This is a genomic window from Chitinimonas violaceus (genome assembly GCF_052601015.1).
The window spans coordinates 1-16,575 of sequence record NZ_JBQXDJ010000076.1 but is presented as its reverse complement, the minus strand read 5'-3'; the positions used below and the strand labels follow the sequence as shown (position 1 = coordinate 16,575).

Sequence of the window (16,575 nt, the reverse complement as noted above, 5' to 3'; positions counted from 1 at the left end):
GTTTACTTGGCGCCAAACGACAGCTGAGCGAAGAGATCAACAAGGCCTGGCGCAATCTGCGCAGCGGGGCTGCCTTGCTACGCGCCCAGCAACGGCTCTTGCAGTCCAGCCAGAACAAGCTCGACTCCACCCGGTTGGGTGCGACGGTGGGGTTACGTACCCACCTGGATCTGCTGCAGGCAGAGCAGGCCTATTACGACGCGTTGTCAGGTGTGGTGGGCGCCAAGCACGGTTATTTAAGTGCGCAGGTCCAGCTGGCGCAGTTGGCGGGCAGGCTGGATGAGGTGGAGCTGGTTCGGATCAACCGGGTTATCCAGCGTTGAGCACACGGCGTAGGTTAGTGCTGGTCTTTGTCTAGCAAGGACAGCTGGCATTTATCCATCTGCCACTGTACTGCTTTTGAATTTCCCTTCTCATTTTTACGCAATTTTGGTCGGGCTTTAGCCAGACCATACCGCCTTCCCACAGTCGTTGACCAGTTCCACCAGATATGTTCTGAAAGACAGCCAGGGTGATTTCAGCTGGATAGCGACTTCGGACAATCTTCCCAATGGCAATAAAAGGAAAAGCTGAATATGCCAAATATGCCTGTAACTACCAGTGAAGCAAGTACCACGAATGGTGCCACTCAAAGTAGTCAGAACCAAGCTGTGATTTACGCCCCCTTTGTGTCTAAAGACATGATTATTCAAAGCCTGGGCATGAATTTGGTACGAGAACGCAATGGCAAACCGTTGTTGCCGATGATTGCACAGGACGATCAGGCCCTGGCTCAGCTGTTGCAGCTAAAGCAGCAGGAAGAGCAGAAGCTCCGAGCCTTTGAGGTAACACTTCACAAAAAGATACAGGAATTACACCAACAGTTTAATCTTTCCATGGATGAGATCCGCCAGATGATGGGTCCAGCCGATTATGACGAGAAAATTCTGCAAGCAGCTGCCTTCACACACCAAGCAGATGTGCTGCAACAGACGGAAATCCGTAGCAATGCCGGCGGCGCGGAGCTGGGCCGACTCAGGCCGGAACACGACAGGATTTATATCATTGGCCATGGCGGGCCTGGTAGGGACATTCTGGCAGCCGATCGGGCAGTAACACAAGGTAGGGTCACCGCAGCCGATGTAGCTCAACAGCTTGCTACTGGCGGCTTGCACCGCGACTTTAGAGATATCCGTGCCACGTCCTGCTATAGCGCTGATACCCGACACCCGACATCTTTCTCTCCCCCTGATTTGCAACGCGCTGCCCAAGCGGAATTGGCGCCAACACCGAGCTTTCGCAACCTATTTGGTTTATTCAGTTGGGGGCAGGTGCCGAGACAGTCATTTGCTCAGTCCTTAAGCAGCGAATTATCCAGAGTGGGCTATTCGGCAGTTAAAGTTACCGGATATCACGGCGCTGGAGTGGGATTCGGTGGACAGGACTATAACGTCCGCCGCTTGGTAGACCAACAAGGTAACCAATCTGGACCAGATGTCAGGGCTTCCGACGTTAAGCAAGTATTTTCCCCGACGGAAGATGTGCAGGGCAGTAATCCACAAGTCGATGCTCAAGGGCTGGATCGACCGCGACAAGACCTTGATTCTCGTCCACATCTGGGGGATGAGCGTCCATCTGCACCCCTACCGCCTTTTCAGGTAGGTTCGGTGTCTTTGGACGATTCTGACAATGAATATATGTCGCATGATCTGGTATCGGATGAAGAAGGATCGCTGTCTGAATCTAATGATGGAGATGCACCTCCTAGACGCATGCTTCCCACTTTGGCGGATTTGGATGCCCCACGGCAATCTACATTGCCACCGCCTCTACCACCTTTTCAGGCGGGTTCAGTGTCTTCGGACGATTCTGACAACGAATATATTTCGCATGATCTGGTATCGGATGAAGAAGGATTGCTGTCTGATTCTGAATCTGATGATGGAGATGTACCTCCTAGACGAATGCTTCCCACCTTGGCGGACTTGGATACCCCACGGCAGCCCGCGTTGCCGCCGCTACCACCTAATCTGGTAGGTTCGGTGTACTCAGATGATCTTGGTAATGAGTACACGCCACATCATTCGGCGCTGGATGGCGGAGACGTGGATAGACGCTTGCTCCCCTCTTTAGCAGATTTGGATGCCCGACGGCAGCCTATGCTGCCGGAGTTACCGTCGCAGCAGTCCACCACCCGGCAAGCGGTGCTCTATTCCCCCTTTGCATCGGAAGACATGATTACCCAAAGCTTAGGCCGGAACCTGATACGCAAACGAAATGGCAAACCATTACTGCCGCTGATCGCACAAGATGATCAAGCTCAGGCTCAGCTGTTGCAGCTGAAGCGGCAGAGAGAGCAGGAGTATCGGGCTGAGGAAGCCGAATGGCATAGAGAATTACAAGAATGGCGCCAAGAGTCTAAGCTCTCTCCCGAGGAAATTCGCCAGTGGATGGATCAACATCATTATGATCGGCGAGTTGCCGACTTCATATACCAGCTAGATGTGCTGCAACAGATGGAAATCCGCAGCAATGCTGGCGGTGCAGAGCTGAGCAAACTTAGGCCGGCACACGACAAGATTTATATCATCGGCCATGGCACGGCGGGTATGGACTTCCTGGCAGCAGACACGGACGTAACGCAGGGGATGGTCACGGCAGCCGATGTGGCACAACAGCTTATCGACGGTGGCCTACACCGAGATTTTAGTGATGTCCGTGTTACGGCCTGTTACAGCGCTGACACCCAAAAGCCGACATCTTTTGATCTTCCAGATCTGCAACATGCTGCTCAAGCGGAACTGGGGCCAATACCGGGATCCAGCGAGAGTGGGGTGCTGAAGCAATCATTTGCTCAGTCCTTGAGCAATGAACTAGTCAAAGCAGGCTATTCTGCAATCAAAGTTACCGGCTATCACGGCCTTGGGTTCACATTCCCTGAACAGAACTATAAGGTACGCCACTTATTAGACGAGGAAGGTAACTGGCATGGGCTAGAAGCGCGGGCTGCTGACGTCAAGCAAGTATTTTCCCCGACGGAAGATGTGCAGGGCAGTAATCCACAAGTCGATGCTCAAGGGCTGGATCGACCGCGACAAGACCTTGATTCTCGTCCACACCTAGGGGATGACAGCCCACCAGCGCTGCCGCCAAAACGTAGCCATGCGGAAGCAAAAAACGACGCTTCTGCCTCTGGCACTGAATCTAATCTACCACCAGCGCTGCCGCCAAAAAGTGATCAAATGGCAGCAGATAGCGGTGCTTTTGCATCTGACACTGAATCTGATCCACCACCTGTACTGCCGCCAAAACGTGGTCAAACACCAGCAGATAGTGATAGACCTACCGCTTCGGGGCTTGGCAACGAGTCCAACCCTTTATTGCCGCCCAAGCGCGTCGTAGTGATACCTGATGAGCGGTTACAAGATCTGATTACCAGCACTGAGCTTAGATCTGGGCCGACTGATTTCTCCTATCAAGCAATTCGGGCACAGCTAGAAAAAGTGCATGCAACCAACGGCAACGTTCGTCTACAGGCCAGCTTCATGCTGTACCGGGATGTAGCCGCTTATCTTATCAAGCATCCCGGTTTAGGCCTTAATCAGGAGCTAGTTAACTTACAGACCCAGATTGGGGATTTGTTGTTTAGCGGCGACTTAAAGCCCAGACGCGCTGTGGTATTGGAAATCGCACAGACTCAACCCGCTTTGGCTGCGCGCTTGTACCAAATCGCAATACTGGAGACGCAGGGCCACGCTGCCGGCCTGACCGACTTGGCGTTACGTTGGGTAAGCATGGATGCGGAGGTTGCAGAGGTTTGCCTAAATACCATGATGGATGTGGAGCAAGCTAAGGCAAAGTGGAGCGCTTCTAGCTCTCTGATGAATAAAGTTGGTGGGCTGATGTTTAGCGAGGAGCTGCAGCCATTACGTGCTTCGCTACTGGAGATTGCCCAAACCCGACCACAGTTGGCGGCACATATCTACCAGATTGCTAGAGGTGAGGCTCTGGGTTACGTTGACGGCCTGACTCATTTAGTGGTGCGCTGGGCAAGTGTCAAGCCGGGTGAGGTAGAGACTTGCCTCAAAATTCTGATGGGTTCAGAGTCAGAGGGCAGTCCGCTTACCTCCACTGCTCAGATCCGGTTGCTTAATCGTATTGATGAAGCTGCCCGGTTAATAGCCCCGTTAGGCTCCCCAGGTGCAGATACTCGGTATTTGGATCTGGCCTTAGTGCAGTGGCAACGAACACGGCCAAGCGAGTTCCATCAGATAATACAAGCAGTTGATTATCTTAAGCGTCGTCAGTACACAAAATCGGTGGGGCTGCTAGGTCTAGCGATGCCACCGACCGTTGCCGAAGCCTTTGCCGACAGGGTGGAGTTTGATGGTATAGGCCGTATTGTTAATCTGAAAACAGAATTACCGGCGGCGGACATCACGCGTCTAGTAGAGCAACAAACCACGCCGCTAACGCAACGCAATGCGGCGGGTGTGCGGAATACGCCTAGAACTGAGACGGAAAGCCTGATCACGTTTGTGAGCGAGCTCCGGCGTGTAGCAACGCCAGAAGCACTGGTATTGGCTGAGCGTGCGCAGGGGCTGTGGTTGAATGGCAGGGTCAATACTGAAGAAAGCAAGGCTTTGTATCGGGACGCAGCAATGCAACTGCAAGGTCAGCCAGAGCTGGTTCAGTTGGCAGAGACTTTACTGGCGGACGCCAACAAGCAAAAAGCCACGACTCAATATATCGACAACTTGTTTGGGCGCTACTTCGATACAGAATTCGCGCAAGCTTTGGTGTTGAACCCTACCGCTAGAGCTAAAGAAGCTTCGGTGCAGATGGGTCAATTCCTTGTGCAGGAGTATGAGCAGCGCTTAGAAACCTCCTACCCTGACCCAGTTCAGCGTACACAACGCATAGCCGAAAACATGCAAGGCTTTGCCAGCGTGATACGCGAAGATTTTCGCCCTTGGTTTAATCAGGTACCGGAGGTGACTGCTTTTCTGAATAGTCCGGACTATGCGCATTTCAAAGTCATGATGACCAAGGTGGATGATGGCTTTGGCATGATCAAGGTGCCGTACCTGGCTGTGAAGCTGGCAACCACTGCAGAGATGGGCTTTAGAGAAGCTACCTGGATGCGCCGGGCTGATAGTTTTTACCATGAACACATAATTGCAGCCCGCTCAACTTCAACTGATTTGGCCACTGGTATCGACACTTTGCATCAAGTCGAAATCAAAGATCAGCCGACTCAAGGCTCAGGTCCCTTGCAACCTCATCAAAGGGGATTGCAGTCTGATAATGATTTCGCATTGAGCAAGGATTGGGCCGCGGCAAAAGTGCCGACGCCAGGCCAGGAAACGGTATTCGAACGAAATGCACTAGCACACGGACAGTCTGTTGTTGGCGGAGCGTCAGGTTCCACCAATGTCCTAGTGCATTTATATCAGCATATTGACAGTGAGTTGCCGAATTTCTCCCCGCAGCAGGCTTACCTCAACTCCTTAGCTTTCCTGGTATTTGATGGCGGGCATTCGGTCAACGAAAGCTTGGTAGTGCACGAGGCACTAAGGGCAAGAGGAAATCTGCGCGCCAATGTCTTGAACAGTTATACCGTTAATTACAATGACCTGATCAATATAGCCGAGACATCGGATCAGCAATCCGCTGTCCGTCAAGCCTTGAATAAGGCTTTTGATGAAACCCTGGCATTGCATCAACGGCTCCAGCCCGAAGTCGGTGGCAGCGAGCTAAATGAGCAGAGACGCGCAATGTTCTCAATTAGCGAGGGTGATTTGTGGCGAGTAGCTGATACCGCAGAATTGACGGCGCGGGCTGTAGGCACGGAAGACACCTCTTTTAATTACGAAAAGCAATTGATTGTTCAAGCTGATGGCAGTGAGACTGTTTTTAATGCTGCCAAAGACTTGTTTAACAAGCATCCCAAACACAGCGATTGGGCGCAGCTTAAGGACGGCCAGCTCCAAAATCGGCTGGGATGGGATGCGACCACCAATCAAGTACGCCTATTAGAAGACGCCCCCTTGTCGCTCGACAGTGATGGTCAGGTTCGGCTTGTCTTGGTTGGACAAGGATCAACCGACGCAGCCGGGGTGACCCATTTTGGCGGCAAAACCGCCGCGCAATGGCAGCCAGCCTTGCAATCTATCTTGGATCAACTACCTGCCAATACAGTCAAAGGCCTGAGATTGGACTTAGTTGGTTGTGAACTGGTTAATGGCAACCCACGGGAATCCTTGCCAGGACAATTGGCAACGTGGTTGGAAGCGCAAGCTAAACAGCGTGGCTGGTCTGATGGGGCGTCGATCAGTGCGCGTAAAGACTTGGTATCTGTTGACGCTAACGGTAAGAAATGGACTTACGACGCTTCTTTGGGTTGGATTAACAAGGAAGAAGCGGGCAAACGCAATCTCAGCCACAAGGTCGAGTGGAAGTGGGACGCGCTCACACAGAAGCTGATTGAGCCATCGGAGAGTGATTATCGGCGTTATGTTTCGGGTCAACATCAATTACCACAGGATCTTGATTCGCGTCCGCACCTTGGCGGTGAGAACCAGCCTGTACGTCAACCTTCGGTGGATTTTGGGAACAGCAGCGATGCTGAGGTGGCCGACACGCAGAGCGAGTCGACTGGGAGACTGGTGTCTGGTACTGGCCAAAATGGCGAACCAGTGTATGACACTATTGCTGAAGATCATGTTCCTGCGGCGGACAATAGGTTGGTGTTCGGTACCGAGGGCCAAACTTCGGATGCGCCAGCTCTTCCGCCTCGTCGTCTAATGTCGGTAGATGAGCTGACGAAGGCAGCTTATGTAAGGGGCAAGCCGCGCGGAGAAAGTTATCAGCGGGTGCTTGATGCACTGGCCGATTATCACGCGGCGTCAAAGTCTGCTAGAAACGATAAACAGGAGCTCTTCACCAAACTGGAGCAACTGCGTCAACGGCTCGAACACTATATCTCGGAGCACCCTGACTCTGGGCGGCTTGGTGTCATGGTTTCGCTGCTTGAGCAGGTGAAGCGCCATGGCGAACCGTTGTACCACACCATTGATGATTCCGATTCGGGGTCAGGCACCGGGCAAAATGGCGAGCCGTTCTATCACGTTCTTGAAGATCCTAACGAGAAACGTGGTGCGGGGTCTGCTGCAGGGCAAGAGGGCGAGCCGTTCTATCACGTTCTTGAAGATCCCAACGAGAAACGTGGTACGGGGTCTGCTGCAGGGCAAGAGGGCGAATCGGTGTACCACACCATTGATGATGGCCGAAATGGCGAACCAGCGTATGACACTATTGCTGAGGATCATGTTCCTGCGGCGGACAATAGGTTGGTGTTCGGTACCGAGGGCCAAACTTCGGATGCGCCAGCTCTTCCGCCACGTCGTCTAATGTCGGTAGATGAGCTGACGAAGGTAGCTTATGTAAGGGGCAAGCCGCGCGGAGAAAGTTATCAGCGGGTGCTTGATGCACTGGCCGATTATCACGCGGCGTCAAAGTCTGCTAGAAACGATAAACAGGAGCTCTTCACCAAACTGGAGCAACTGCGTCAACGGCTCGAACACTATATCTCGGAGCACCCTGACTCTGGGCGGCTTGGTGTCATGGTTTCGCTGCTTGAGCAGGTGAAGCTCCATGGCGAACCGTTGTACCACACCATTGATGATTCCGATTCGGGATCAAGCACCGGGCAAAATGGCGAGCGGTTCTACCATGTTCTTGAAAATCCCAACGAGAAACGTGGTGCGGGGTCTGTCGTTGGACAGGATGGCCAGTCGATACCTGACACTGTCCTTATCGAGAATCCGCTATATGACACCGCTGGCCAGACCTCAGATGCTGAAGCGGATATCGTGCATCGATCTTCAGTGGATTCTGGACATGGTAGTGACACTGACCTTATCGAGAATTCGCTATATGGCACCGCTGGCCAGACTTCAGATGCTGAAGCGGATATCGTGCGTCGATCTTCAGTGGATTCTGGACATGGTAGTGACACTGAGTCAGCCGACGCCTCAAAACCAACCAGAGGACGCACGGATTTTATCCAAGAGTTGTTGAAGCGTTCTCCTGAGCAGTTGGAGCGCTATGCAACGAGAAGAAATCCGAAGCTAAAGGAGGTGTTCGACTATGTCTATCGCGACATCGACCCCGACGGGAAGTTCGCCAACATTACCCGCAACTACATCTCCAAAGAGCATTTTCTGGCGGTAAGCCTAGCAGCCAGCGTCGGTAATTTCTCGGTCAGCGCTCGCGAAGCCGGTGCCTTGACCCTGGATCAGTTAGCCAATGGCGCAGCAGCCAAAGGCCATGACATTCTGGAAAAGACCGTCAAATCAAGCTCATTAACGGCAGCTTATGGTGCAGAAAGTGCACAACAGAAGCTACGGTTGTTGGGTGACTTGGGTTTGGCAGGACTGGTGGGGCATTGGGATCCACAGAGCAAGGCGCTGCTTGGCATTTATGTCACTCAGGAACTCTATGCGTTACGAGATTCTGCCAACCCGGCTGAGCGATCGCTCGGTGAGAAGGTGCTGAAGATTGATGACGGCCATTTCTACTACCCGGTAGACATGACCGACGATAGCACTATCCGCAGCAGCACCGATGCGCTTCGGAGCAGCGCGCAATGGCAGCAAAGAATGTTCACTGGAGATTATGACCTGCACGACATGGTCAGCTTTAGTGGCAGCGGTGGCGCCCATTCTGTCCCCAGCGGTAGCCTGGACGAAGTATCTATACGCAATATGTTGAATGCAGCTGTGGCTGCCAGTGACGGCAATCGACCAGTACGCCGTGGCTCCCACCACACCATCCAGCATGGGCCACAGGTCAGCTATCCGGCACATATGGGGACGCACGAGCCTGGTGTACCGCTGGTTGGTGCCGTGGCGCAACCCTCATTCCCGCTGGCGCTGTGCGATCGTGGGGAATGGACCCTCATTCACAATGTTGACGAATTGAAGGCCGCCTATAGCAAGATGGGTGCGCAGCTAAAAGTCACTTGGCAAATGGATGAAAACCTCCCGCGTTTTGTTCCTAATGGCGATGACGGTACTGTGGTATTGGAGCGGCGACCTTCAATGGACGTGTTGGGGAACGATAACCCACCAGCACGTCGACCTACAGTGGATTCTGGGAATGGTGGCAGCGATGAGAACTCAGGATCTAATGCAGCAAAACCAATTACTCCTGATACTGATGTGTCACCGAACCCGCAAGATAGAACTGCATCGGTACGTCGTAACGCGCTGGAACAGCTAGCGATAGAACAAATGTATGGCGAGAGCCTAAGTCAGCGGTGGTACACGCAGATTGAAGCGCTGATGCAAAAGAATCAGCTTGGGAAGGACTGGATGGCTGTGGGAGGTGTCGAGGCAGATGCTGACGGCCAAGTAAAGCAACGCTTTGTTAACACGCAGGATGGCAGTGACAAATGGCTGAATGTATCTAAGAAACATCAGCAGCTGTTTAACGATTTCGCGACGCATACAAAGAACCAGGCAAAGCAGATCCGGTTGCAGCGAAGAGAGAGCATCAGAGATGGTGTTGGCGGTGTATTTGGCTTGGCCATGAATACCTTCTCGTTGGTACAAACGATACGTGAACACAACCCGATGAACCAGGGTATTGGGGTGCTTAATCGTGTGGCGGAAACACCGGTAGAAATCGCCGCACAGGTACAAGTGATCACCCAGTTGGTACAAAGTCCGATTAGCTTCGTGGATGATGGCAAGCAGCTGCTGGATGCGATTCGTTCATTCCGGGGAGCGGCTACCAAGAGCTCCTTTATGTTCGGCAAGGCTATCCCTGTGGCATCGCTGGTGTTAGATGGCATCAATATTGGGGCGCTATCCGCTGAGTTCCATAATGAAACGGACCCGGAAAGACGCAAGGTCCTGGCCGCAAATATCGGTGTGTCCGTGATCGGTGCCGGGCTGGCAATCGCCGGTCTCGTAACAGGCATGCTTGGTCTGGCAGCTGCACCGGTGATTGGCTGGATTGCCTTGCCGGTGGCAGCCGTGGGAATGGCGATTACCTATGCGGTCCAGTATTTTTCTGGACAAGCCACGAAGTATGAGGAAGTTAAGGGGGAGTTTGAGAAATTAATGAATGACGTTAGCCAGCCCGGCTTCTTCAAGAAAGATGGCGTCTGGCAGGTTGGTACCGGGGTGGTGCGTGAGTTGAATTTCCAAACCGGGCAAATGCGTTATGGCCGAGTGCGGGTGACACCGACATACGTAGGGGGTTTGTCTACGCTAGCGGGTCATGACCATGTCACTTGGCACGAAATGGGTAAGGGAACAAGCCTTACCATGGAGGAGCAGATTGCTCTCGAGCGGGGTGAGAGAAGGACAGAACTTTATAACGAAATGCGCACGCGCGAAGCGGCGATGCTGGATGTGTATGCAGCATATGGTATCGACAAAGATTATGACTACGCGATCGATATAGATACTGATGCGGCGGTGCTATTGCCCAATAGTCCGGACGTCGATTTAGTGCCAACAGTAGGTGCAGTAGCTGATAAGCGCTCGTACGTCCGAGCGTATGGGAAATTACGTGAGAAGTACGGCGAGAAATTTGTCCATATGTTCCATCAATGGGGCATCGGTACCGACTATAGTTTTACTGGCCTTGAGTCTGAGTTCTATAGAACCAATGTCTTGGTGACCCTGGACAATAAGGCGCGCACGCTTATCGTACCGACATTGCAGGGAAAACAAGTTGGCTATATGGAATATACCTTGCAGGGCAACGGTGGGGTGTATTCCTTGGTTCTGTCGCCCAGTACGCCGTCGATCACGATTAAGGCCAGCGCAAGTCAGGAAGAATTATGGGTGTTTGATATCTCGCAAGCCAGCCATCAGTACGTCGTCTCTCTGACTGCAGCTGGAGCGCATTCAGAATTCATGAGGCTAGCCAATAAAGCTGCCCAAAATGGCAATACGTTATCCGCCTCTGAGCTTCAGGAGTATCAGTTATACAAGAAGCGTATGGAGCAGCAGTACTTCGCCCCGCGTAGGAACGTGTTTGCTGACTTACGCATTATGCGAGAGCAGATAAGTTTTAGCGGGCAGATCTTGCGTTTCAACGGAAGCAATACGCCGCGTGTGATGCTAACGGATATGATTGCCGACGGTGTCCGTTTGCAACTGACGATCGATTTCCAGCACGGTACTAAGACGGTGGCGGCGATCTATATCGACAAGGCGTCACCCTTAAATCCTCATGATTACAACAAGCTGCTGGATTACTTCAAGGAGTCGGGTCTAGGCCGTCATCTGCAGCACTCTAGCCCAGAGATCGTCGTCCGTGGGAAATGGACAGGCAGCTTGAATGTGAAGGACAACATTGGCTTTTTGATTAACAGCCAGTCACGGACCCACATGGGAAGTGAAGAGCATGATGTGGTCTGGCTAAAGGATCACAACACTGCTCCTTTCAGAGTATCCATCCCGGGTTCCATAGAGCAAGTGACGAAGCTGGAGGACAAATTCCGACTGTCTGGCAGCTTCACGCTACCAACGGGGCAGGATAAAGGTCGCTTTGTCTTCGAGACTCCACGATTGGTTGATATCCAACGAGGAGAAATGGGTGCTATACCTGGTTTACAATGCCGCGAACTCGACGTGGGCAGGCATGATGGCTTTTTCAATTCGTTATTGCGAGGGAGAGATTGGCGTAGACGTGGGACACGCCCAGATTCCAGCCAGATGGCTAGACACGTACAAGAAGACTTCCCGACCTTCTATGGGGAATTCAGTGAGGGAGCGACCATTAAGGGGGTGAATGAGCAAGGCCAAGTACTGCAACTTCACTTTGTGAATGGGGGGATGGAACTCAAGTCTGCATCGTGGCAACGCGACGGAGCCAGTTATCAGTACCTCGATGAGGTGGGCAAGCCGACATCATATCTGGTGAATGGAGGTCTGGCTGAAACGCTAACACTGAATGATAGTGATTTGGAGAGCCTGCCTCTGCGCCATCATGATTCGCCAGCCTTATTGTTGAGATTGACGGCAGCGACACAAACGGTATCGATCACCGACCGCTGGCGTCAAGTAGCAGCACCGAGCATCGTCTTGGCCGACAGACCGGGCGTGAAGATCATCCTGGACGGCCATATGAACTACATTGCCTGGGAGCGCGATGGCAACGATGTGCTGTTGATAAACAGGGGCCAAACCGTATTGAAACTGCTGGATGTGTTGGCGCCGGAAAGACAGTTTGCCAGGGCGTACACACAGCTGCAGCTCAACAATATGCCAGTCCTGCTACAGGACATACTGGCACGAGCGGAACAACGCGATCACCTGATCAGCGATTTATCGGTAGGCGTACCGGACGCCAAGCATCTGCAACAATTGTTGGCACCCCAGATGCTGGCCAAGTCCCAACAAGCTAACTGGCAAAGCATCACCTCCACGACAACACCAACCGATGGGATGATACGGCCGCTGCTTGCAGGTGTGACGCTGCATCTGAATCAAGAGCAGGCTCTGATAGTGGTGTTAGACAATAGTGTGGTCATTAATGCTGACTGGCTAACGCAACTGAATTCAGCACTAAAAGCTTGGCTTACCGAATCAAAACTAATGGGTTTGGTAGACTCGGTCATGGTCCAAGGTGAAGGGACGGTCGGGGTAATTGACTTCTTACGTGAGCAGAGCTTGATCAGCGAGACGGCAAGCAACCGTGTCTGGATCAACGGTCAGGAAGTAATGTGCGAGACTGCTGTGACATTGGTAGGTCACGCCAAACAAGGTATTGCTTTCCGTGGTAAACACCCGTTGGGTGAGTTCACTGCCAGCGGCTGGAACGATCAAGGCTGGCAATTGCATGAGCTAAGGTTGGAAGCGGGTAATACCGGGTTTTATGCGTTGTTGCGTGAACTTCGGCAAGAGAATCAAGCGCAAGTGGTCACGCGTTGGTTGCGAAATATCGGGTTCAAAACCGGTTTCGTGGGAAACCTTGTGGCAGGTGGCATGATTGAGGGTGTCAATGCACAAGGTCAGCGCTTACGTTTGCGGGTTGGTGAGCGTGTCGAACTCGATTCGGCAGAATGGCAGCGCGAAGACGTTATCCATCGCTATCAAAAGAAACCCGATGGTAGCTGGCAGTATCTGCTGCAAGGCGGGGAGATACCGCGGGTGACGCTACATGCGCGTGATCTGCAACTGCTGCCCCTACGTGGCGAGGGTGCTTGTACTAGCCTATTGACGCTGTCGTCTGCTACACGAGAGGTGGTGTTAGATAGCGAACTTGCGGTAGGCACGTTGAGTATCTGGCAACCAGCAGGTAACGGGCTAAAGCTGCATTGCACAGGTACGCAAGCCGATTGGCAATGGCGTCAAGAGGGCCATGACATCGTGCTGTCGAGTCCTGGTCAATCACAAGTGCGCTGGTTGAATGTACGCAGTCCGTCGCAGTCGTCACAATGGGCACATGCCCAGTTACAGTTTGGCGGACAACAGGTGAGCTTGGCGCAGTTTGTCAGTGCGGTACCGGGAGATATTGCCCCTTCGACGTCTACTCCACCGCTGTTGCCAGCAGTTCAGGCGGTGGATGGTGGCGATCAGGAGCGCGTCACTTTGCGCGCCAGTGAGGTGCCCCTACCTAGCGGTGAGGGTCCTCGGCCGATTGAACTGTACAACACCGCGGCAACCCGGCAGCTGGTGATCGCTGCTGATTGGCCGGACCATGCCCCGATTTACATCTCGCCGGTAGCGACACAGCGTTTGACCATACAGTGGCAAGGTAAATGGGACGATGTGCATTGGGACCGCGACGGCGAAGATTTGGTGTTATGGATGGGTAATCAGGAAAAAGTCCGCTGGTTAGACCTGTTCGCGGACGATCAACGTGCCGCGTTACAACACGCCCGCCTGCAATTAGGTGATGCATTGCTGGCATTGACCGACTTCCCGCCCAGTATTCAGATTGCCGACGGTGTGTTGCTCGGTCGCAGCGGTGAACCTCCGCAGGCTACCGTATGGCTGACGCAGACCGATATCAATAGTGCACTGGATGAGTTGCAACGTTATTTTGCAACCCCAGCAGCACGAGCTCGGTTGAAAACGAGTCAGTTACAGATTGCTGGCGAGTGGCAGGGCGAGTTTGACCTTGAAAGTGGCAAAGGCTTGCTGGCCAAGGTACAGGATGGCGTGAGCACCTTGCAAGATTGGCACCCTGATATTCATAGACGTAGTCAGGTGTCGTTTGTCGGTGCTGCGCAGGTAGTGCGTGATGTAAAGGGCTTAGGTTTTGTTGGCAATTACGAGCAGGATGGCTTGCGCGTTGACTTTAGCGCCCAAACCATTCGTGATGGGCGGGTGTTGCTGGATGCCTTGGCAATCGAAGCGTCCGATCATCAATTGGCTGCACTGCGCAGCCGCGGCAGCTTGCAAGCATGGCTCGACCAGCATCGTAAGAAGCTCAGCCTGAATGAAGGGACGCTGGTAGAGTGGAAGGACGATGCCGGTGAGGTCTCGATCTGGCAAGTAGCCGATCAACGTTTGCTTTGGCAATACCCAGTAACAGCGGCAGAGCGTATTACCTTGGGAACCAGGGCTATGCCAGCGGTACTTGGCGAGTCGTGGGTGAACTTGAAACTGCAAGCGCAGACGCGTGAGTTAGTGGTTCCCGTCGATTGGCAAGCGCCTGTGGAAATCAAAATCGTACCCGGACAGCAGTTAACTGTGCAGTACTTAGGTGGAGAAGGCCCGGTAAGTTGGGATCGCCATGGCGACGACCTATTGCTGATACAGGCTGGGCAGGTGAAGGTTCGCTGGTTGAGCCTATTAGCAGCAGAACATCGTCTCGAACTGCAGCATGCCAAGCTGCAGTGGGGTAATGCGCTGCAGGCATTGGCGCTGTGTGAACCGAATCGTCAGATCACAGATGGTGTCACTTTGACCCATTACGTCCAGCCAGGTGAACAACATCCTCCGACTACAGTTGCTTTGGATGTCGCCAGCCAGGAGAGCGTGGCATCAGCGTTGACACAGATTCAGGCGTATTTTGCTGGATTGGCGGGGCATGAGCAGCCACCTGCGGGCAGGGTGCAGATTCGCGGTCGCTGGAAGGGTGAGCTGGATTTGACACGTGGTGTCGCGTTGCTGGAAGGAGCAACCGAAGATAGTGACGGTTTGTCCTACGCAGCTGTGTTGAGGTGGGATAACGGCGTATCCCGCAATGTGACAGCAGATGACCTCTTCGCCACGATGAAGGGTGAGGTGGTTCGCAATACGGCTGGGGGCCTGAGTTATCGTGGTTCTTATTATCCCAATTGGGACGACAATGACTCAGGTTTCCATTTTATTGCAGACGAAGTCGAAGGTGCCGTGGTCACGGTGCGCGAGCTCTGGGTCGATAGCTATACCCGACACATGTGGCTGAGTAGTCGCAGCAATGTCCAGGACTCGCTGAACAGCGTCGGCTTCGGCATAAATTTGGCTGATGGTGCGGTACTTAGCTTGTTCAATGAGCATGACCAAGCCGTGAAATATAAAGTGCAGGGCGAACTGCTCGAGCTGCAGCGCATGACATGGCAACGCGATGGTATCGATCATGTATGCGTTAAAGAAACCGATGGCAGCTGGCGCTATCAGGTGAGCGGTAGTAATACTCGCGTCGAGTTGAAAGGCGCTGATTTGGCGATGTTCCCTGATACAGATCAGTCCGCGGTAACGTTGACCTTGCCTGGCGCAATGCAGGAGCTGGTACTGGACGCAGCGTGGACAAGAGCGGTCAATATCACGCCAGCAGCCACGCAACGTTTAACTGTAAGCTTGAAAGGTGAGCAGCATGACCTGAGTTGGAGCCGGATAGGCGACGACTTGGTGTTGTCTCAGGGTGGGCAGATCAGAGTCCGGTGGTCGAGTCTGCTCTCTGCCGAATGGGGCGATGTATTGGCGAATGCACAACTGCAGATAGATGGTGAGGTGAGCTGTCTGTCAAGCATCGTTAGCCGTGATTTGCCTCGACCGGCAGTAGCTGAAGGATCATCAGGTCAGCAAGAAGTAGAGCAGCTCAGACAGGCGCTGTGCAGCTTTCACCCAGCCGGCCACGGTGAAGGGGCGCTACGCGTGCCGTCGCAAAATCATGCGCGACCGCCGCTGCTGACTCAGCCAGTGTAAGGTTTAGCGCAGAACGTAAGCGGGAAACAGCCCGGTCAGCTTGTCACTGACTGGGCTGTTTTTCTAGAAGTAGACGCAACAGTAGTGTCACCCACCACGATCTACGATTCACTGATGCCGATGTTGTTGAAATACTGCGTATAGAGCATGCGAAGCAACAGCGCCCCAACCAACGAGAAACTAAGGGCACCTCGAATAACCCGACTTTTTGACATTACAGCGGCGTAAGTCGACCTTGCGTTGCTTCCAGACAGCTCGTTCCGGAACTTATCACTCGTCTTGCATCGCTTTCTCTCCCGAATTGGCCATTTCCAGCCAATCCAGACAGATTCCTGGCATCAGAAGGCCACCACGCCAGCGACCTTCAGATAGCACAAGCGTTGCAAGTTGTACCCCGCAATCTTCCAGTGCAGATTCAAGGTGGCGCGTGCCA

At 53.2% G+C, this 16,575-nt stretch carries 2 protein-coding genes; both read left to right on the top strand.

Annotated elements, in window-relative coordinates; all coding sequences use genetic code 11:
- The coding region (locus tag ACUHMQ_RS18015; protein WP_445296846.1) for a TolC family protein at positions 1–323 on the top strand (323 nt) is incomplete at its 5' end.
- Between the two features lie 252 nt (positions 324–575).
- Positions 576–16,142 (top strand): membrane-targeted effector domain-containing toxin, encoded by a 15,567-nt coding sequence (locus ACUHMQ_RS18010; RefSeq protein ID WP_445296845.1) that lies wholly within the window; start codon positions 576–578, stop codon positions 16,140–16,142.
- Positions 16,143–16,575 lie beyond the last annotated feature (433 nt).